This is a genomic window from Marinovum algicola, assembly GCF_900109145.1.
GTDB classification, from domain to species: Bacteria; Pseudomonadota; Alphaproteobacteria; order Rhodobacterales; family Rhodobacteraceae; genus Marinovum; species Marinovum algicola.
In genome coordinates, this window is the sequence record NZ_FNYY01000005.1 from 83,423 (window position 1) to 101,461 (window position 18,039).

The following is an 18,039-nucleotide window of genomic DNA, read 5'->3' on the forward strand; positions in this document are numbered from 1 at the left end:
ACCGTAAAATCGGCGGTGAGAGGAGCCTGACAGCCGAAATGCCCGATCTCGTGATCCATCTGCGCGGCCCCTTGCGGATCGCCACCGGCGACGGCCGGCCGCTGGCCGGCCTGACGCGGCGGGGGCAGGCGATGCTGGTCTGTCTGGCGTTGCAGCCGGGGATGCGGGCCGAACGGGGGTATCTGGCCGAGCTGCTCTGGAGCGACCGGTCGGAAGAACAGTCGCGCGCCTCGCTGCGACAGGAGCTTTCGGTGCTGAAACGGGCCGTGCCGGAGGCGATTCTGGCGGCGGATCGCCAGGCGGTCTGGCTCGATGCCGGCGCGGTGCAGGTTGACGAGGGCGGCGCCGGCGATCTGCTCGAGGGGTTCGATCTGGCTTCGGAAGGTTTCGAGGACTGGCTGCGGCAGGCACGGGCGGGGCGCGCAGCAGATGCGCCCGCCGAGACCAGCGCTGCGGCGCGGGGCGAGCGGCCGACGCTTGCGGTGCTGCCGTTCGAGGAATTTGGCGCCGCCGCGCGGGACATGTTCGCCGACGGTGTGGTCGACGAGATCACCAGCGCGCTCAGCCGGTGCAAGGAGTTCCGCGTCATTGCCCGGCAATCGGCTTTTGCGCTGGGCGATCCGGGGCTTTCGGTGCCCGAGGCGGCGGCGCGACTGAAGGCGGATTACATCGTCGAGGGGTCGGTGCGCCGCGCGGGCGAACGGCTGCGGATTTCGGTGCAGCTGGTGCGGGGCCACGACGGGCATACGCTCTGGACCGCGCGCTTCGATGATCGGCTGGACGATCTGTTCGACCTGCTCGACCGGATCGCGGCCCAGGTGGCGGGGCAGATCCTACCCAACCTGCGCGCCGCCGAGATCGCCCGCGCCCGCGCCCGGCCGCCGCAGGACCGGACCGCCTATGAGCTGATGCTGACCGCGCTGCCGCATTTCTGGGCGCATCGCGGCGAAGAGAACGAACGGGCCATCGCGCTGCTGGATCAGGCGTTGCTGCATCAGCCGGATTTCGCGCCGGCGATGGCCTACAAGGCGTGGTGCCATGCACATCACTGCTGTTACACGTGGACAACCGACGGCGCACCGCATCAGGCGGCGGCCCGGACGCTCGTGTCCCGGGCGGCGCCGATGGTGCAGGACGATCCCGGCGCGCTGGTGGCGCTATCGGCGGCCTGCGGGCTGGCGCTCAACGATTTCGCCCGGGCGCGGAGCCTGGTCGACCGGGCGTTGCTGCTTGATCCGAACAACGCCTGGGGCTGGCTACGGCTGGGCTGGACGGCGGTTTATGTCGGAGAGTTCGACACCGGCATGGCGGCCTTTGATCGCTACGATCAGCTCAGCCCGCTCGATCCCTTCCGCTTCAACGGGCTGTTCGGCCGCTCGGCCGCGCTGCGGGCGATGCGGCGGTTCGACGAATCGGTGGCGCTTTGTGAACAGGGGCTGCGCGAAGGGACTGGGGTGACCTGGGCCTACCGGATGCTCTTTGGGACCCATTGGCTGGCCGGCAACAAGGATGCGGCAATGGCGGCGGCGCGGAAATGGCGGGCCGCCTATCCCGACATCACCTTCGAGATGGCGCGCAACCTGATGCCGAAATGGCAGCACGACCCGGCCTATTACAAGGCGCTTCAGGAATTGTGGCGGCAGGACGGCTGAGTCGCGGGCCGGATCAGGCGCTCTTGCTCAGCCGCGCTTCCAGCACGTCGAAGGGCACGCCGGGCTCGTCCTTGGCGCCGCGGATCACCAGCGAGGTCTTGACCGAGGCGACATTGGGCGCGGTCAGCAGTTCGCCGGTCAGAAAGCTCTGAAAGCTCGACAGATCGGGCGCCACGCATTTCAGGATGAAATCCACCTCGCCATTCAGCATGTGGCACTCGCGCACCAGCGGCCAGGCGCGGCAGCGGTCCTCGAAGGCCGAAAGATCGGCCTCGGCCTGGCTCACCAGACCGACCATGGCAAAGACCTGCACCTCGAATCCCAGCTCGCGGGCGTCGATATCGGCATGGTAGCCGCGTATGAATCCCTGCTCTTCGAGCGTGCGCACCCGGCGCAGGCAGGGCGGGGCCGAAATGCCGACCCGGCGGGCCAGCTCGACATTGGTCATCCGCCCGTCGGCCTGAAGCTCGGCCAGGATTTTGCGATCTATCGGGTCTAGTCGAGTTCCCGGCATGTATCCCTCCGCCGAAATTGCGTTTGTTATACCAGCCCTGTCAGGCGACGCAATAATGTTTCGCTCTTGCGCAAGATTGTTTTTGCCGCGCCGGTCTGGCCGGTGTCAGGGCGCATAGCGGCCCTGCATGGTCTTTTCGTCGGGCGACGGGATCGCTATATGCGGCCTCTGACATGCAAGCGCAAGCCAAAGGGGCACAACATGGGTGAGACACGCCACACCAAAGTTCTGATCATCGGGTCCGGCCCCGCGGGCTATACCGCCGGGGTCTATGCCAGCCGCGCCATGCTGAGCCCGATCCTCGTGCAGGGAATCGAGCCGGGCGGCCAGCTGACCACCACCACCGAGGTCGAGAACTGGCCCGGCGACACCGAAGTGCAGGGCCCCGATCTGATGGTGCGGATGGAGGCCCATGCCAAGGCGATGGGCACCGAGATCATCGGCGACATCATCACGTCGCTCGATACCTCCAAGCGGCCGTTCGTGGCCAAGGGGGACAGCGGCACCACCTACACCGCCGACGCGGTGATCCTGGCCACCGGGGCGCGGGCGAAATGGCTGGGGCTGGACAGCGAAGAGGCCTTCAAGGGCTTTGGCGTCTCGGCCTGTGCCACCTGCGACGGTTTCTTCTATCGCGGGCAAGAGATCGTCGTGGTCGGCGGCGGCAACACCGCTGTCGAAGAGGCGCTGTTCCTGACCAATTTCGCATCCAAGGTCACGCTGGTGCACCGCCGCGACGAGCTGCGCGCCGAGAAGATCCTTCAGGAACGGCTGTTGAAACACCCCAAGATCGAGCCGCTGTGGTTCCATGAGCTGGATGAGGTCTTTGGCAATGACATGCCCAAGGGCGTCGAGGGCGTGCGGGTAAAGCACGTCAAGACCGGCGAGATCACCGAAATCCCCTGCAAGGGCGTCTTTATCGCCATCGGCCATGCGCCGGCGACCGAACTGGTGAAAGACACGCTGGAGCTGCACAACGGCGGATACGTTAAGGTCGAGCCGGGCAGCACCCGCTCTTCGGTGCCGGGCATCTTTGCCGCCGGAGATCTGACTGACCACATCTATCGCCAGGCGGTGACCTCGGCCGGAATGGGCTGTATGGCGGCACTCGATGCCGAGAAGTTCCTGGCCGAGCACGGCGAAGCCGAGCGCAGCCCCGAGGCGGTGACCGAACCGCTGGGCTACGGCGCCGAAACCCCGGCTTGAGCCGGGGTCCTACCCGCCCGGTGCACCCCCGGGGGTGATGGGCACGCCGCCATCCCCCCGCGGCGGTCGACGCGGCGCCTAGGGGTGGATGTCGCGCGGCGTGCATCCCGATTCCAGCACCACCGCGATCCAGTTGACCTCGGGCTCGAGGCCCAACTCGTTCAGCCAGGCCTGTTGCAGCCGATAGGCGGGCAGTTCCTGCGCGCCGGGGCAATACCAGTGCCGCGCCTCGGCCTGTCGGTGGTGCGCCAACTCATGCAACAGCGTGCTGACGTCAAAGGGATCGCGCGGCGACCAGGGGCGGATCAGCCAGATCACCTGCGCCTCGGCATCGTAGAGCCCGCGCAGGGCGGCGTGCCGCGAGGACAGCCCGTCCAGCGCGGCGGCCCGGGCGGCGCTGACAAGCCGCACGGCGGGCGGCTGGGCACGGCGCGGCAGATCGGAGCGGCGGTCGAGCCAATCGTCGAGATGGGCCACGAGTTCGACCAGCGTCGGCGCGGTGCGCCAGGCCAGCGGATCGGCCGGTTCGGCAGCAGCGGGCAAGAGGGACAGGATCAGGCATAGGGCGCCTGTGCGTGCCAGCGCAAGGCTGGCCCGGAAAGGGAAGGTCATCACGTCCTCCGCATCTTGTTTTGTCAGGCTGTGCTTTGATGATACGCTGGGGGCGAGGGATGCCGCAAAAGACGTTTTTTCATCCCCGGATGAAGGGAATTCATCTGCCATGGGCCGACATTTGCCGCCTTTCGCCGCGGTGCGGGCTTTCGAAGCCGCCGCGCGCCACCGCAGCTTCAAACGCGCCGCCGAGGAGCTGTGCCTCTCGCCGTCGGCGATCAGCCATCAGATCCGCGCGCTCGAGCAATATCTCGACACCGCGTTGTTCGAGCGGGACGGCAACCGGCTCGAGCTGACGCTGACCGGGCGCGGCTACGCCGGCAAGCTGACCGGCTTGCTCGACCAGCTCGACGAAAGCACCCGCGCGGTCAGCCAGGCCGGGGCGCGGCCTTTCCGGGTTCTCTGCACGCCGGGCTTTGCGGCGCGCTGGCTGGTGCCGCGGCTGGACCGGCTGGAATTTGGTGACCGGGTGCGGCTTCGGGTCTCGAGCGGCGCGCCATCGACCGATTTCGCCGGCAATGACAGCGATGTGGTGATCCAGTGGTCGGTGACGCCGACGGCGGGCGTATCTACCGAGCCCCTGATGGAATCGAGCCGCTACCCGGTGATAAGCCCCGAGTTGAAACACCGGGCCGCCGTGCACCGGCCCGGTGACCTTCTGCGCCTGCGGCTGATGTACGACGAGACCGACGATGCCTGGGGCGAATGGTTCCAGGCCGCTGGCGTGACGCCGGCCGCACTGCCGCAGGGCCCGGTCTTTCCCAATTGCGAGCTGGCAACCACCGCGGCCGAGCGAGGGCAGGGGGTGTCGCTGGCCTATGATGCGGTGGTGCGGGCCACGCTGGCATCCGGGCGGCTGGTGCGGCTGTTCGAGGCGGTGACCCTGCCGATGGTAATCTATTCCCTGGCCTATCCCGAGGGGCGGGCCGGCGATCCGATGATCCGCGCCTTTCGCGACTGGATCTTCGCCGAGGTCGCGCGCGAGCAGGTCGGGGTGCGGGTGGCTTCGGCGCTGGCCTGAGCGCGTCATGCGGCTGCTGCAAAGCGGCATTTCGGCAACGGCGTGCCTGCGCCGCCGCTTCGGGCTTTCCTGGGGCGGCGACTTGTGCGATGTGTTCAGCGTTGAACATACTTTGAGTCGCTCCCATGGCCCCGCCCAAAGCCAAACCGATCACCGATGAGGACGGCAATGTCTTTCGTCTCCTGCGCCAGCTCGATCTGGCGCCGGAGGCGTCGCAGCGGTCGATCGCCGAGGCGCTGGGCCTGTCGCTGGGCACGCTGAACACGCGGCTCAAATCTGCCGAGGCGGCCGGGTTCATCAAGATCAGCGAACGTTCGGGGCCCGACCGGCGCCAGCGGTTCGCCTATGTGCTGACCCCGCGCGGGGCAGCGGAAAAGAACCGGCTGACCGAGAGTTTCCTCGCCCGCAAGCTGGCGGAATACGAAGCGCTTCATGCCGAACTGACGGGCACCGCCAGCGGTCTCGTCCCCATCAAACACAGGACTGAATTGATGCAGAACAACCTGGCTCCGATTTCGGAACTCTATGTCTCTTACGAGAGCGCCCAGAAGCTGAAGGTGGAGGCCGGCAATCTGGTCAGCCACGATCTCAGCCCGCGCCAGATCTGTGATCTGGAACTTCTGATGAACGGCGGTTTCAACCCGCTCAAGGGGTTTCTGTCGGAAGAGGACTACAACGGCGTTGTCGAGAACATGCGCCTGGCCGACGGGTCGCTCTGGCCGATGCCGATCACGCTCGACGTTTCCGAGGAATTCGCCGCCTCGCTCGAGATCGGCCAGGACATCGCGCTGCGCGATCAGGAAGGCGTGATCCTCGGCACCATGACCGTGACCGACCGCTGGACCCCCGACAAATCGCGCGAGGCGGAAAAGGTGTTTGGCGCCGATGATGCGGCCCACCCGGCGGTCAACTACCTGCACAACACCGCCGGCAAGGTCTATCTCGGCGGGCCGGTGACCGGTATCCAGCAACCCGTGCATTATGATTTCCGCGGCCGCCGCGACACGCCGAACGAGCTGCGCGCCCTGTTCCGCAAGCTGGGCTGGCGCAAGGTCGTGGCCTTCCAGACCCGCAACCCGCTGCACCGCGCCCACCAGGAGCTGACCTTCCGCGCGGCCAAGGAAGCCCAGGCCAACCTGCTGATCCATCCGGTTGTCGGCATGACCAAGCCGGGCGACGTCGATCACTTCACCCGCGTGCGCTGCTACGAGGCGGTGCTGGACAAGTATCCGCAGTCGACCACCAACATGTCGCTGCTGAACCTGGCGATGCGCATGGGCGGCCCGCGCGAGGCGGTCTGGCACGGGCTGATCCGCGCCAACCACGGCTGCACCCATTTCATTGTCGGCCGCGACCACGCCGGCCCCGGCAAGAATTCCCAGGGCGAGGATTTCTACGGGCCTTATGATGCGCAGGATCTGTTCCGCGAGTACCAGAGCGAGATCGGCGTCGAGATGGTCGATTTCAAGCACATGGTCTATGTGCAGGAGCGCGCGCAATATGAGCCCGCCGACGAGATCGAGGATCGCGACAATGTCACCATCCTCAACATCTCGGGCACCGAGCTGCGCCGGCGTCTGCAAGAGGGGCTGGAGATCCCCGAATGGTTCTCGTTCCCCGAGGTGGTGGCCGAGCTGCGCCGCACCCGTCCGCCGCGGGCCAAACAGGGCTTCACCGTGTTCTTTACCGGTCTCTCAGGCTCCGGCAAATCGACCATTGCCAACGCGCTGATGGTGAAGCTGATGGAAATGGGCGGCCGCCCGGTGACGCTGCTCGACGGCGACATCGTGCGCAAGAACCTCAGCTCCGAGCTGGGCTTCTCGAAGGAGCACCGCGACCTCAACATCCGCCGCATCGGTTATGTCGCCAGCGAGATCACCAAGAACGGCGGTATCGCCATCTGCGCGCCGATCGCGCCTTATGCCACCACCCGCCGTGCCGTGCGCGAGGACGTGGAGCAATTCGGCGCCTTCATCGAGGTGCATGTGGCCACCTCGCTCGAGGAATGCGAGCGGCGTGACCGCAAAGGGCTCTACAAGCTGGCGCGGGAAGGTAAGATCAAGGAATTCACCGGCATCTCCGATCCCTACGACGTGCCGGCGGATCCTGAACTGAGCGTCGAGACCGAGAATGTCGAGGTCGACAACTGCGCGCATCAGGTGATCCTGAAGCTCGAGAGCATGGGGCTGATCGCCGGCTGATCGCGGCAAAAGCCACGCAAAACGACAAAGGCCGCGGGTGATCCCGCGGCCTTTTGCCTGTCATACGGAGTGTGTCCGCCCGGCTCGGTACGGCGGGGAGGGCGGCCTAGTGGACCGCGACCGGCGCCATGTCGTGCTGCCGCGCCAGAACGAAGGCCAGCTTGCGGTCGGCCACGAGGGCCAGCTGCTCGCCATCCTCGCGGTGGACGGCGTAAAGCGTTTCGGCGCCATGCGCCTGATCGCGGATTTCCTCGGGAAGGTCGGCGACCGCCACCGGTTTCACATAGACGATATTGAGCGGCACCGTCTGGCCGAAATCATAATTCGTGTTCATGACATTCACCCTTTCCTGATATTGATCGTCTGCACCACGGTTTCTGGGCGTTGCATCGTCAGATCGACATGCAGCAACCCGTTTTCCATCACCGCTTCGCCCACCTCGACACCATCGGCCAGCACGAAGCTGCGCTGGAACTGCCGCGCCGCGATGCCGCGATGGAGAAAGACACGTTCGCTGCCGTCGTCGCGCTGGCGGCCGCGGATCACCAGTTGTCGGTCCTCGACGGTGATCGAGAGATCGCCCTCGGCAAATCCGGCCACGGCCAGAGTGATGCGATACGAATGATCGGAGGTCTGTTCGATATTGAAAGGCGGATAGCCTTCGTTGCCGGTCTTCGCCGTGCGTTCCAGCAGGCGCTCCAGCTGCTCGAACCCCAGCATATGGGGGTAGGAGCCCAGGGTCAGTTTTGTCATGACACGTCCTTTGGCAAAGCGACATCTCTTGACCGGCCCCGTCAGCGGCAACCGGTTCACAACGAATATGGTGTGGCATCCGGTGGGCTGCAAGGCCTTTGCCAAAAGCCTTTGAACACAGTATCCTGAACACCTGCCCGCGATGGAGAATACCCGGATGAACATGCAGACCGAACTGGCGATGAAGACCGACGAGGTCTTGCGCGTTGAACTCGAGGTCTTCAAACGCGAGCACCGCGATCTCGACCAGGCGATCGATGCGCTTCAGGCCGAGGGCCGCGCCGATGCGCTGACCATTCAGCGGCTGAAGAAGAAAAAGCTGATGCTGAAGGACAAGATCGCCCAGATCGAGGACCGGCTGCTGCCCGACATCATCGCCTGATCCGCCATGGCGCGGCTTGCGGTCCGGCCCAAAGTCTGGCCCCAACGCCTGCGGCGCGCGCTGCTTGGCGTCCTGGGGCTGTTTGGCCTCCTGCTGCTGGCGCTGGGGGTGCAGCATCTGCGTCTCTCGGGCGGGCCGGCGCTGGGCCCACCTGTGCCGGGCGGGCTGCGGCTGGCCACGCACAACGTGCATTACATCGTTACCCGGCGCGACACCGGCCTCTGGTCGCTGGCGGACTGGCGCCGGCGCAAGCCGGTTCTGGATGCGACCTTCAAGGCGCTCGCGGCCGATCTGGTGGCCTTTCAGGAAATGGAAAGCTTTGCCGGCGGTTCCGGCAGCGACGAGAACCTCGCCCGCGACTGGCTGTTGCAGCAGAACCCGGGCTATGCCGCCGCGGCCACCGGGCCCTGGCGGGAATTTCCGCCGACCCAGCCGATCCTCTACCGCCGCGCCAGGCTCGAATTGCTGGATCAGGGCTGGTTTTTCTTTTCAGAGACGCCGGAGGTGATTTATTCGCGCACCTTCAATGGCTCCTGGCCGGCCTTTGCCGCCTGGGCCGAGTTCCGCGACCGTCGGGGCGGCACGGTGTTTCGGGTGTTGAACCTGCATCTGGATTATTCCAGCCTGGACAACCGGCGCAAATCCGTCGTGCTGATCCGCGCGCGGCTGGCGGACTGGCGGGCGGCGGGCCATTCGATGGTGGTGCTGGGTGATTTCAACGCGCTGGCGGGCTCGGCGCTGCTGGCGCCGCTGGAGGCGGAGGGGCTGCGGTTCGTGCCGGTGCCGGGGGCGACCTATCACTTCGATCGCGGGCTCAACCTCTTTGGCGCGATCGATCATGTCGGGTTGGGGCCGGGGCTGCGCGCGCTGCGCCCGGCGGCGGTGTTTCGCGAGCGGTTGGGGCCGGTCTGGCCGAGCGACCATTACCCGGTGGTGGTGGATGTGACTTTCGGGGATTAGGGGCGCTGCCCCCGGCCTGCGGCCTCCCCCGGCGGTATTTTTCAAGAGAAGAAGCCACGGGAATGCGAAAATGCTGCCGCTGCGACCGGCGGGGCCGTTGCCAATGGGGGCGCTCTGGCTATAGTGCGGCCTTCCTAACGTGAGGGGATGCGATGACAGAGCCGGTAGTGGGCATCATCATGGGCAGCCAGTCGGATTGGCCCACCATGAAGGAAGCGGCGGATGTGCTGGACGAGCTGGGCGTGGCCTATGAGGCGCGCATCGTCTCGGCGCATCGGACGCCGGACCGGCTCTGGGACTACGGCAAGACGGCGGTGGACCGGGGGGTGCAGGTGATCATCGCCGGCGCCGGCGGCGCGGCGCATCTGCCGGGTATGATGGCGTCGAAGACCCGGGTGCCGGTGATCGGCGTACCGGTGCAGACCCGGGCGCTCTCGGGGGTCGATTCGCTGTATTCGATCTTGCAGATGCCGCGCGGCTATCCGGTGGCGACCATGGCGATCGGCGCGCCGGGAGCGAAAAACGCGGGGCTGATGGCGGCGGGCATTCTGGCGTTGCAGGATGCCGGGCTGGCGCAGCGGCTGGAGGATTGGCGTGCTGCGCTCTCGGCCTCGATCCCGGAGGTGCCGGTCGATGAATAAGGCTCTGGCGCAGGGGGCGGTGATCGGCATTCTGGGCGGTGGCCAGCTTGGCCGCATGCTCGCGGTGGCGGCGAGCCGGCTGGGCTTTCGCTGCCATGTCTTCGAGCCGGGGGCCCATCCGCCGGCCGGTGATGTCGCCTGGAAAGTGACGACGGCGGGCTATGACGATGCCGCGGCATTGCGGGCCTTTGCTGAGAGCGTCGATGTCATCACCTATGAATTCGAGAACATTCCGACGGCGGCGCTCGACATCCTCGAGGCGCTGCGGCCGATCCGGCCGGGGCGCGAGGCGCTGCGGGTGAGCCAGGACCGGCTGATCGAGAAGGACTTCCTGTCGGGGTCGGGGCTGACGGTGGCGCCTTATGCCGATGTCGGTGACGCGGCATCGCTGGAGGCGGCGCTGGCGCGGATCGGCACGCCGGCGATCCTCAAGACCCGGCGCTTCGGCTATGACGGCAAGGGCCAGGCGCGGATCATGGCGCCGGGCGATGCCGGTCAGGCGCTGGCCGACATGGCGGGCGCGCCGGCGGTGCTGGAGGGCTTCGTCGATTTCGAGCGCGAGATCTCGGTGATCGCGGCGCGCGGGGTGACCGGCGAGGTGGCCTGTTTCGACCCGGGCGAGAATGTGCACGAGGGTGGCATCCTGCGCACCACCACGGTGCCGGCCGAGATCCGGCCGATGATGCAGGCCGATGCGGTGCTGCTGGCCGGGCAGATCCTCAATGCGCTGGATTATGTCGGCGTGATGGGGGTGGAGCTTTTTGTCACCGGCCGGGGCCTCGTGGTCAACGAGATCGCGCCGCGGGTGCATAACTCGGGCCATTGGACCCAGGCGGGCTGTGCCGTCGATCAGTTCGAACAGCATATCCGCGCCGTGGCGGGCTGGCCGCTGGGCGATGGCGGCCGACATGCCGATGTGGTGATGGAAAACCTGATCGGCGAGGACATGGACCGGGTGCCGGAGATTGCCAGGGAGCGCCATGCCAGCCTGCATCTTTACGGCAAGACCGAGGTCAAGCCGGGGCGCAAGATGGGGCATGTGAACCGGGTGAAGACCGCAGGATAAACCCGTCGGCGGCGGGGGGCTCTCTGCTGCGAAGATCTGCGATCGGGGAGGTCCCGGATCGGGGTCCGGGACGGGGTCAGGCGGTGACCAGCCGGCGGGCGGTTTCGCCAGCCAGATGGGTGAAGACCCCGGCGCAGAGCGTCGCCTCGACCCGGCGGGTCGTGGCGTCGAGCACCACCAGATCGGCGCGTTGGCCGGGCGCCAGCGTGCCGCGGTCTGTCAGGCCCAGCACCTGTGCCGGGCCGGAGGAGATCAGCGCCCAGGCCTGCGCCAGATCCCGCTGTCCGAGATCGACCAGCTGCCAGACCGCGTTGCGCGGGGCCGGGTAGTGGTAGTCCGAGGCCAGCGCGGTGCAGAGCCCGTCCTCGACCAGCGCCCGGGCCGAGACCTTGCCCTTGTGGCTGGCGCCGCGCACCACGTTGGGCGCGCCAAGCACCACCGGCTGGCCACGGTCCCGCGCCGCCTGGGCGGCCTCGCGGGTCTCGGGGAATTCGCTGATCGCGGCGCCGCGGGCGGCCCAGATGGCGCGGTCCTCGGCGCTGGCATCGTCGTGGCTGGCGTAGCGGATGTCGCGCCGGCGCAGATCGGCGCAGACCGCATCCAGCGCCGCCGGCACTTCGGCCGAGCGCGCATGCAGCGCCTGCATCAGCGCCAAATGCGCCTCGGGGCTGCGGCCGGATTTCAGCGCCGTGCCGGTGAGCCGCGGGATCGCGCGGCCCGATGCCAGCCGGTCGTGCGGCAGATGATCGTTGAAGGCGACATAGCGGATGTCATGCTCTGCCAACAGCCCGAGCACTGTCCGGAAATCGTCGATCATATGGGTCTCGAGCCGCAGCTGGACCTGTAAATCCGTGTCGAGCTGCGGCCGCACCCGGGCCAGCGCCGCCAGCATCCGCCTGGCGAACTCGGGGCTACGCAGCCCGCCTTCCCAGGAATAGAATTGCGCCAGAACGGCGGTGGTGATGCCATTGGCGGCCAGTTCGGCTTCGGCCGAGACCAACCCGGCGGCAAGGTCGGTCATGGCGCCGCGGCGGGGGGCGAGATGGCGTTCGAAACCGTCGCCGTGCAGATCGACGATGCCGGGCAGGATCAACTTGCCGGAGACGTCGACAGGGCGCCCGCCAGCCGCCGCGCCGACCAACCCGCCGGAGATCGCCAGCGGCCCGCCGCGCAGCCCATGCGGCGAGAGCCAGCGCGCGCCGGTGAAGGTGAGATCAATTGGCATCGTCATCTCCGAACAGCATGTCGGCAAGATCCATGCCGGGGTCGAAACGGCCTTCGCGCAGGAACAGCAGGGTCTGTTGTATCACGATCGGATTGTTCATCATGAAGGTATGGGTGACCGGCAGGGTAATATGCCAGTCCATGCCCTCGACCTTGGTCGAGGCGACCGAGACCTTGCCATCGTCCGGCCCGTCGATCAGCGACGAGAAATAGGGGTTGAGCGAGCGGTTGCCGGCGATCACGCCGAGTTCTGCCTCCACCGGGGGAAGCTGCGGCGGCAGGCTTTCGGGATCGGTGCCCAGTTGCAGCCCGGCCGGGCCGTTCATCCAGCGGAACAGCTCGAGCCCGCCGAGCTCGTCCACCAGCTCGCTACCGTGGTTGGGCGGGGCGAGCATCACCACGCGGCCCAGATTGTCGGGCGTGCCGTGATCGCGCAGCCAGACGCGCAGCAGAATGCCGCCCATGGAGTGGGTGACGAAATGCGTGGTCTGGGTGCCGCATTGCGCCAGGGCTTCGGGCAGGGTCTTGCCGACCAGGGTTTCCACATCGGCCGAGGTCGAGGGATAGGAGGGCAGCACCGTGTCATAGCCTTCGAGGCGCATCACCTGTTCCATCACCGCGAAACTGTATTCGCTGCGGGCCAGGCCGTGCAGGAAGACGATGCACTCGGCCCGGACGACGCCGGGCAGCATGAACAGGACAAGGGCAAGGACAAGACGCATGAGGCCTCAGATAAGCGGCGGGCGGGGCATGCGGAAGGGGTTACCTTGCGCGCAATGACAGCGCCACGCCGCCCAGCACCAGAAGCGCCGAGAGTACGAAGCGCAGAGTAAGCGGCTCGGCCAGGAAGAGCATGCCGCCGGCCATGGCGATGATCGGCACGGTCAGCTGGACCACGGCGGCGGTGGCGGCGCGCAGTTGCGGCAGCACGGTGTACCACAGCGCATAGCCCAGGCCCGAGGTCACCGCACCTGCGATCACCGCGAGGATCACGCCGCGCAGGTTGGTCGCATCCGGCCAGAACGCAAAGGCCAGGGCGCCGAGCGGCACCGACCAGAGGAACGACGCGCTCATGGTCTGCAACGGCGCGCCTCGCTTGCGTCCGATCAGCGAAAACAGCCCCCAGCCCAGCGCGGCGGCCAGCATCAGCGCCGCGCCCAGCGGATCGGGCCGTTCCGCGCCCGGCCCCATCAGCCAGGCCAGGCCGGCAAAGGCAATCGTCGCGCCGAGGATGCGCAGCGGCGGCAGCGGCTCGCGGGCCAGAACCGCGCCGGCGAACATGGTGATCTGCACCCCGCCAAACAGGATCAGCGCGCCGATCCCCGCCGGCAATGTCCGATAGGCAAAGGAGAAGCCGAGGATATAGAGCGTCAGCGTCGCCACCCCGGGCCAGACCGCTCGGGTCGGGCGCAGGGCGCGCGCCTCGCCGCGCAGCGACACCAGCAGGCCGAGCAATGCGGCGCCGGAGATCAGCCGGATCAGGGCAAAGCTCGAGGCACCGGCGCCGCCTTCGAGCGCCATGCGGTTGAGCACAGAATTGGCCGCAAAGGCCACCATCACCAGCGCCGTCAGCCCGACCAGGCGCAGGCCGGCGCTCCCGGCCGGCGGGGGGGCCGAGGCGGCGCTCATGCCGCTGCCTCCGGCACGATCTGCTGCACGATGCCGACCGAGATCAGGTAGAGCGAGGTCACCACCAACCCCCAATGCGCCCAGCTCTGGGGATCGAAGTTCACCCAGGCGGCCCAGCCGGCAAAGAAGGTCCAGGCCAGCGCCACGGGCAGCGACAGCAGGCGCCAGCGCTCGGTGCGGACCGGGTGGATGAACTTGAGCGGCAGGAACATCGCCACGGCACAGACCAGCACGATGGCCAGGATCACCGGCGGCGGCGGCGCGATGGCAAACATGACAATCACCACCATGTTGAAGCAGCCGGGGAAGCCGGCGAAGGAATTGTCTTTTGTCTTCATGCCGGTATCGGCGAAATACAGCGCGCTGGCAAAGGTCACCACAATGATCGCGAGCCAGCCGGGCCAGCCGGGTAGCAGGCCGGATTGAAACAGCGCAAAGGCCGGAATGAAGACATAGGTCAGGTAGTCGATGATCAGATCGAGCAGCACGCCGTCAAACCGCGGCGCATTGTGCTTGACGTCGTATTTCCGCGCCAGCGGCCCGTCGACGCCATCGACCGCAAAGGCCACCACCAGCCAGACGAACATCATCGGCCAGTCCGCGCGCGCCGCCTCGAGAAGCGCCAGCATGGCAAAGACGGCGCCGGTGGCGGTCAGCCAGTGGATCGAGAGAGCGCGGAGATTTGTCATCGGTCAGTCATCCCCGATATGGCGGTTGGATTCAATGGGGGCCGCTGGCACAGTGTTGAAAATCCGCGTGAACCCCACGGCAGGCCAACGCCCGGACCTGCGGCCGCCGGTACGAAAATGATGCGCGTTGCAACGGATGGGTATAGTCTGAGCTTATCTCGCCGGCGGCAATTTTATTTGCCTGAGGCAGAGCGGAAGCTACAGGGTCGGCAAGGCCCGAAAAGAAATGTCCAATGGGAGCCTATGGGAGGAATGATGATGACCGATACGCGTAACCTGGTGAAGCTGGCAATGGGCACGGCGCTGGCCGCCGCCTTCGGGGGCGGGGCGGCCTTCGCGCAGGAGGTGACGCTGCGGCTGCATTCCTTCCTGCCGGAGCAGGCCAATGTGCCGCAGAACATCCTCATCCCCTGGGCCGAGAAGGTCGAGGCCGAGAGCGATGGCCGGATCGACATCCAGCTGTTTCACGCCATGGCTCTGGGCGGCACCCCGCCGGAGCTGATGGACCAGCTTGTCGATGGCGTGGCCGATATCGTCTGGACCCTGCCGGGGTATACGCCGGGCCGGTTCCCGCGGGCCGAAGTATTTGAACTGCCCTTCACCATGACCACCGCCGAGGCCGCCAGCCGGGCCTATTGGTCGCTGGCCGAAGAGACGATGATGGAGGACGATTTCAAGGACATCAAACCGATCGCCCTGCATGTGCACGGGCCGGGGATCATCCATACCTCGGATCCGGTGGTAGAGGTGTCCGACCTCAACGGCGTCAAGCTGCGGGCGCCGACCCGGGTGACCAACCAGATGTTCGCCGCGCTGGGCGCGACGCCGGTTGGCATGCCGGTGCCGGCGGTGCCGGAGGCGCTGTCGAAAGGCGTGATCGACGGCACGGTAATCCCCTGGGAGGTGACCGGCGCGCTCAAGGTGCCGGAACTGGTGCAGAACCATACCGAGATGGGCGGCGACAAGGCGCTCTATACCGCGGCTTTCGTCTTTGCCATGAACAAGGACAAGTACGAGTCGCTGCCCGACGATCTCAAGGCGGTGATCGATGCCAATTCCGGGCTCGAGACCTCGGCGCAATTCGGCCGGCAGATGCAGGAGGACGACGCGCCCGAACGCGAGACCGCGCTCGACCTGGGCAACAATGTCATCACCCTGAGCGACGCGCAGACCGCGGAATGGCGGGCCGCGGCCGCGGGCACGATCGATGCCTGGATCGCCGAGATGGAGGGCAAGGGCATTGACGGCGCGGCGCTGCGCGCCCGCGCGCTCGAGCTGATCGAAGACGCCTCTATGTGAGGCCTTCGGCCCCAGGCGCAACGCCGCCGGGGCCGTGCGACGACGCCGGGAGGGCCGGGCAAGATGCTGACATTCATGGACCGGCTGGCCCGGCTGATGGCGATCACCGGCGGGCTGGTGCTGACTGTCCTGGTCGGGTTGACCTGTGTTAGCGTGCTGGGCCGCGGGCTCAATACCCTGGGCCATTCCGGCGTTCTGGGCGAGGCCCTGGGCGCGGCGCTGATCAATAGCGGGGTCGGCCCGGTGGCCGGCGATTTCGAACTGGTCGAAGCCGGGGTGGCCTTTGCCATCTTTGCCTTCCTGCCGATCTGCCAGCTGCACGGCGGCCATGCGACGGTGGACATCTTTACCCAGGCCCTGCCGCTGCGCGCCAACCGCTGGCTGATCGCCTTCTGGGAGGTTGTGCTGAGCCTGACGATCTGGCTGATCACCCTGCGTCTGGCGGCCGGCATGATCGGCAAATACGGCAATGGCGAAACCACTTTTCTGCTGCAATTCCCCGTCTGGTGGGCCTATGCGGCCAGCCTCGTGGCGGCCGGCGTGGCCGCCGTGGTGGCCGGCTATTGCGCCTATGCGCGGCTGGCCTTTGCCCTGACCGGGCGGGCGCGGCTGCCGCAGGCCGAAGGAGCGGTGCATTGAGCTTGCTGACGCTGGGTTTCCTGTCCTTTCCCGTACTGCTGGTGATGATCTTTCTGCGCGCGCCGATCGGGCTGGCCATGCTGCTCTGTGGCATCGGCGGGCTCTGGCTCGCCACCGATGGCACCACGGTCTTCATGGCGCGGCTGAAGAGCGAGACCTACACCACCTTTTCCTCTTATTCGCTGTCGATCATCCCGCTGTTCCTGCTGATGGGCCAGTTCGCCACGCTGTCGGGCATGTCGGCGGCGCTGTTTCGCGCCGCCGAGAGCTTTCTCGGCCATCGCAAGGGCGGGGTGGCCATGGCCGCCGTCGGCGCCTGCGCCGGATTTGGCGCGATCTGCGGCTCGTCGCTGGCCACGGCCGCCACCATGAGCCGCGTCGCCCTGCCGGAGCTCAAGCGCTACGGCTATTCCGGCGGCTTCTCGACCGCGACGCTGGCGGCGGGCGGCACCCTGGGCATCCTGATCCCGCCCTCGGTGATCCTGGTGATCTATGCCATCCTGACCGAGCAGAACATCGCCAAGCTGTTTCTTGCGGCCTTCGTGCCGGGGCTTCTGGCGGCGCTGGGTTATATCCTGACGATCTCGATCTATGTCCGCGTGAACCCCGAGGCGGCGGGCGTGCGGGCGCCGGTGCCCTGGGCCACGCGGCTGCGGAATTTCCTCGACGTCTGGCCGGTGGTGCTGGTCTTTGGCCTGGTGGTGGGCGGCATCTATGTCGGCTGGTTCACCCCGACCGAGGGCGCCGCGGTCGGCGCCGCCGGCACCGGCATCATTGCGCTGATCGGCGGCAACATGTCCTGGACAGTGTTCAAGGAGGCGATCCTGGTCACCGCTTCGTCGACCGCGATGATCTTTTTCATCGTTCTGGGGGCGGGGATCTACAATGGCTTCCTGGCGCTGACCCAGGTGCCGCAGGAGCTGGCCGACTGGGTAGTGGGGCAGGGCTTCAGCCCCTGGACGGTGCTGGCGCTGGTGCTGGTCTTCTATCTGGTGTTCGGCTGCCTGATGGACAGCCTGTCGATGATTCTGCTGACCATCCCGATCTTTTTCCCGGTGATCTCGCTGATGGATTTCGGTTTTGTCGATCTCGCCGCGATGCAGGCCGAGGCGGCGCGCGAGGTGCTGGCGGCGGGGGTGCCCGAGGGGATGGCGGCCGAGATGCTGGCCGCGATCCGCGAGGCCATGGCGACGGGCGCCGAGCTGAGCCGCGAGCAGATGCAGGCGCTGGGCATCCGGGTGACCGAAGGCATCGCCAACCGGATCGAGGCGGAACAGGTGGCGATCTGGTTCGGCATCCTGGTGCTGATCGTCGTCGAGGTCGGGCTGATCACGCCGCCGGTGGGGATGAACCTCTTTATCATCAACACCATGGACCGGACGACACCGATGGCCGACACCTATCGCGCGGTGATCTGGTTCGTCACCTCCGACATCCTGCGGGTGATCCTTCTGGTACTGTTTCCGGGGATCACATTGTTCCTGCTGGCGTGAGGCGGCGGGGCGCGGGTCTTGCCCGGGGGTGGCGACGCGAACCGGCGATCATCTCCCG

Annotated in this window: 19 protein-coding genes; 11 read left to right on the forward strand and 8 right to left on the reverse strand. The window is 66.9% G+C overall.

What is annotated here, in order from left to right; genetic code table 11:
* Positions 1-38: 38 nt before the first annotated feature.
* Positions 39-1,652, forward strand: coding sequence for a hypothetical protein (locus BMW90_RS09030; RefSeq protein ID WP_074836196.1), 1,614 nt, complete (start codon positions 39-41; stop codon positions 1,650-1,652).
* Between the two features lie 13 nt (positions 1,653-1,665).
* Here the strand turns inward: BMW90_RS09030 and BMW90_RS09035 are convergent, their stop codons facing one another.
* Positions 1,666-2,166 (reverse strand): Lrp/AsnC family transcriptional regulator, encoded by a 501-nt coding sequence (locus BMW90_RS09035; RefSeq protein ID WP_048532836.1) that lies wholly within the window; start codon positions 2,164-2,166, stop codon positions 1,666-1,668.
* 201 nt (positions 2,167-2,367) lie between these two features.
* On the opposite strand from BMW90_RS09035, the gene trxB reads away from it, so the two are divergent.
* Positions 2,368-3,372, forward strand: a complete 1,005-nt coding sequence (gene trxB, locus BMW90_RS09040) for a thioredoxin-disulfide reductase (RefSeq protein WP_074836197.1) — start codon at positions 2,368-2,370, stop codon at positions 3,370-3,372.
* A gap of 78 nt (positions 3,373-3,450) precedes the next feature.
* Here the strand turns inward: trxB and BMW90_RS09045 are convergent, their stop codons facing one another.
* Positions 3,451-3,984 (reverse strand): DUF6647 family protein, encoded by a 534-nt coding sequence (locus BMW90_RS09045; RefSeq protein WP_074836199.1) that lies wholly within the window; start codon positions 3,982-3,984, stop codon positions 3,451-3,453.
* 109 nt (positions 3,985-4,093) lie between these two features.
* On the opposite strand from BMW90_RS09045, the gene BMW90_RS09050 reads away from it, so the two are divergent.
* Together BMW90_RS09050 and BMW90_RS09055 are read left to right on the forward strand one after the other, a co-directional pair.
* Positions 4,094-5,005, forward strand: a complete 912-nt coding sequence (locus BMW90_RS09050; protein ID WP_074836200.1) for a LysR substrate-binding domain-containing protein — start codon at positions 4,094-4,096, stop codon at positions 5,003-5,005.
* A gap of 125 nt (positions 5,006-5,130) precedes the next feature.
* Positions 5,131-7,206, forward strand: a complete 2,076-nt coding sequence (locus BMW90_RS09055) for a bifunctional sulfate adenylyltransferase/adenylylsulfate kinase (protein WP_048532831.1) — start codon at positions 5,131-5,133, stop codon at positions 7,204-7,206.
* A gap of 106 nt (positions 7,207-7,312) precedes the next feature.
* Here BMW90_RS09055 and BMW90_RS09060 read toward each other — a convergent pair whose 3' ends face one another.
* Both BMW90_RS09060 and BMW90_RS09065 read right to left on the reverse strand, forming a co-directional pair.
* Positions 7,313-7,540 (reverse strand): DUF1150 family protein, encoded by a 228-nt coding sequence (locus BMW90_RS09060; protein WP_048532830.1) that lies wholly within the window; start codon positions 7,538-7,540, stop codon positions 7,313-7,315.
* A gap of 5 nt (positions 7,541-7,545) precedes the next feature.
* On the reverse strand, positions 7,546-7,959 hold the full coding sequence (locus BMW90_RS09065; protein WP_048532828.1) for an Hsp20 family protein: 414 nt from the start codon (positions 7,957-7,959) through the stop codon (positions 7,546-7,548).
* A 157-nt stretch (positions 7,960-8,116) separates the two neighbouring features.
* Between BMW90_RS09065 and BMW90_RS09070 the strand changes: the two genes are divergently transcribed.
* From BMW90_RS09070 to BMW90_RS09085, 4 genes are all read left to right on the forward strand, one after another.
* The gene (locus BMW90_RS09070; RefSeq protein ID WP_048532827.1) at positions 8,117-8,341 is read left to right on the forward strand and encodes a YdcH family protein; all 225 of its coding nucleotides are present in this window, start codon (positions 8,117-8,119) and stop codon (positions 8,339-8,341) included.
* 6 nt (positions 8,342-8,347) lie between these two features.
* A complete protein-coding gene (locus BMW90_RS09075; RefSeq protein ID WP_074836202.1) occupies positions 8,348-9,301 on the forward strand; it encodes an endonuclease/exonuclease/phosphatase family protein in 954 nt (317 codons plus the stop codon).
* 152 nt (positions 9,302-9,453) lie between these two features.
* On the forward strand, positions 9,454-9,942 hold the full coding sequence (gene purE / locus BMW90_RS09080) for a 5-(carboxyamino)imidazole ribonucleotide mutase (protein ID WP_048532826.1): 489 nt from the start codon (positions 9,454-9,456) through the stop codon (positions 9,940-9,942).
* Positions 9,935-11,008 carry a 5-(carboxyamino)imidazole ribonucleotide synthase gene (locus BMW90_RS09085; RefSeq protein WP_074836203.1) on the forward strand — a complete coding sequence of 358 codons (1,074 nt, stop codon included), beginning with the start codon at positions 9,935-9,937 and terminating at the stop codon, positions 11,006-11,008. The genes purE and BMW90_RS09085 overlap by 8 nt, the downstream gene beginning before the upstream one ends.
* A 76-nt stretch (positions 11,009-11,084) precedes the next feature.
* On the opposite strand, the gene BMW90_RS09090 is transcribed toward BMW90_RS09085, so the two are convergent.
* The 4 genes from BMW90_RS09090 to BMW90_RS09105 are packed head-to-tail and all read right to left on the reverse strand — an operon-like array spanning position 11,085 to position 14,550.
* Positions 11,085-12,233 carry an alpha-D-ribose 1-methylphosphonate 5-triphosphate diphosphatase gene (locus BMW90_RS09090; protein ID WP_244526467.1) on the reverse strand — a complete coding sequence of 383 codons (1,149 nt, stop codon included), beginning with the start codon at positions 12,231-12,233 and terminating at the stop codon, positions 11,085-11,087.
* Complete coding sequence (locus BMW90_RS09095) at positions 12,223-12,954, reverse strand: esterase/lipase family protein (RefSeq protein ID WP_074836206.1); 732 nt, start codon at positions 12,952-12,954, stop codon at positions 12,223-12,225. Before BMW90_RS09095 ends, BMW90_RS09090 begins: the two co-directional genes overlap by 11 nt.
* 40 nt (positions 12,955-12,994) lie before the next feature.
* Positions 12,995-13,861: a DMT family transporter gene (locus tag BMW90_RS09100; protein WP_244526468.1), complete on the reverse strand. Its 867-nt coding sequence runs from the start codon at positions 13,859-13,861 to the stop codon at positions 12,995-12,997.
* Positions 13,858-14,550 carry a CDP-alcohol phosphatidyltransferase family protein gene (locus tag BMW90_RS09105; RefSeq protein ID WP_048532821.1) on the reverse strand — a complete coding sequence of 231 codons (693 nt, stop codon included), beginning with the start codon at positions 14,548-14,550 and terminating at the stop codon, positions 13,858-13,860. The genes BMW90_RS09100 and BMW90_RS09105 overlap by 4 nt, the downstream gene beginning before the upstream one ends.
* A gap of 258 nt (positions 14,551-14,808) precedes the next feature.
* On the opposite strand from BMW90_RS09105, the gene BMW90_RS09110 reads away from it, so the two are divergent.
* From BMW90_RS09110 to BMW90_RS09120, 3 genes are all read left to right on the forward strand, one after another.
* Positions 14,809-15,849: a TRAP transporter substrate-binding protein gene (locus tag BMW90_RS09110; RefSeq protein WP_074836441.1), complete on the forward strand. Its 1,041-nt coding sequence runs from the start codon at positions 14,809-14,811 to the stop codon at positions 15,847-15,849.
* Between the two features lie 63 nt (positions 15,850-15,912).
* Positions 15,913-16,488, forward strand: coding sequence for a TRAP transporter small permease (locus BMW90_RS09115; RefSeq protein WP_048532820.1), 576 nt, complete (start codon positions 15,913-15,915; stop codon positions 16,486-16,488).
* On the forward strand, positions 16,485-17,981 hold the full coding sequence (locus BMW90_RS09120) for a TRAP transporter large permease (protein ID WP_074836208.1): 1,497 nt from the start codon (positions 16,485-16,487) through the stop codon (positions 17,979-17,981). Before BMW90_RS09115 ends, BMW90_RS09120 begins: the two co-directional genes overlap by 4 nt.
* Positions 17,982-18,039 lie beyond the last annotated feature (58 nt).

Bases quoted from the DNA above. Each gene is read 5' to 3' on its own strand.
- BMW90_RS09100 (WP_244526468.1), bottom strand. From the start codon at position 13,861: ATGAGCGCCGCCTCGGCCCCCCCGCCGGCCGGGAGCGCCGGCCTGCGC.
- BMW90_RS09030 (WP_074836196.1), top strand. From the start codon at position 39: ATGCCCGATCTCGTGATCCATCTGCGCGGCCCCTTGCGGATCGCCACC.
- BMW90_RS09055 (WP_048532831.1), top strand. From the start codon at position 5,131: ATGGCCCCGCCCAAAGCCAAACCGATCACCGATGAGGACGGCAATGTC.
- BMW90_RS09035 (WP_048532836.1), bottom strand. From the start codon at position 2,166: ATGCCGGGAACTCGACTAGACCCGATAGATCGCAAAATCCTGGCCGAG.
- BMW90_RS09115 (WP_048532820.1), top strand. From the start codon at position 15,913: ATGCTGACATTCATGGACCGGCTGGCCCGGCTGATGGCGATCACCGGC.
- BMW90_RS09060 (WP_048532830.1), bottom strand. From the start codon at position 7,540: ATGAACACGAATTATGATTTCGGCCAGACGGTGCCGCTCAATATCGTC.
- BMW90_RS09070 (WP_048532827.1), top strand. From the start codon at position 8,117: ATGAACATGCAGACCGAACTGGCGATGAAGACCGACGAGGTCTTGCGC.
- BMW90_RS09090 (WP_244526467.1), bottom strand. From the start codon at position 12,233: ATGCCAATTGATCTCACCTTCACCGGCGCGCGCTGGCTCTCGCCGCAT.
- BMW90_RS09065 (WP_048532828.1), bottom strand. From the start codon at position 7,959: ATGACAAAACTGACCCTGGGCTCCTACCCCCATATGCTGGGGTTCGAG.
- BMW90_RS09050 (WP_074836200.1), top strand. From the start codon at position 4,094: ATGGGCCGACATTTGCCGCCTTTCGCCGCGGTGCGGGCTTTCGAAGCC.
- BMW90_RS09105 (WP_048532821.1), bottom strand. From the start codon at position 14,550: ATGACAAATCTCCGCGCTCTCTCGATCCACTGGCTGACCGCCACCGGC.
- BMW90_RS09095 (WP_074836206.1), bottom strand. From the start codon at position 12,954: ATGCGTCTTGTCCTTGCCCTTGTCCTGTTCATGCTGCCCGGCGTCGTC.
- trxB (WP_074836197.1), top strand. From the start codon at position 2,368: ATGGGTGAGACACGCCACACCAAAGTTCTGATCATCGGGTCCGGCCCC.
- BMW90_RS09075 (WP_074836202.1), top strand. From the start codon at position 8,348: ATGGCGCGGCTTGCGGTCCGGCCCAAAGTCTGGCCCCAACGCCTGCGG.
- BMW90_RS09045 (WP_074836199.1), bottom strand. From the start codon at position 3,984: ATGACCTTCCCTTTCCGGGCCAGCCTTGCGCTGGCACGCACAGGCGCC.
- purE (WP_048532826.1), top strand. From the start codon at position 9,454: ATGACAGAGCCGGTAGTGGGCATCATCATGGGCAGCCAGTCGGATTGG.
- BMW90_RS09110 (WP_074836441.1), top strand. From the start codon at position 14,809: ATGACCGATACGCGTAACCTGGTGAAGCTGGCAATGGGCACGGCGCTG.
- BMW90_RS09085 (WP_074836203.1), top strand. From the start codon at position 9,935: ATGAATAAGGCTCTGGCGCAGGGGGCGGTGATCGGCATTCTGGGCGGT.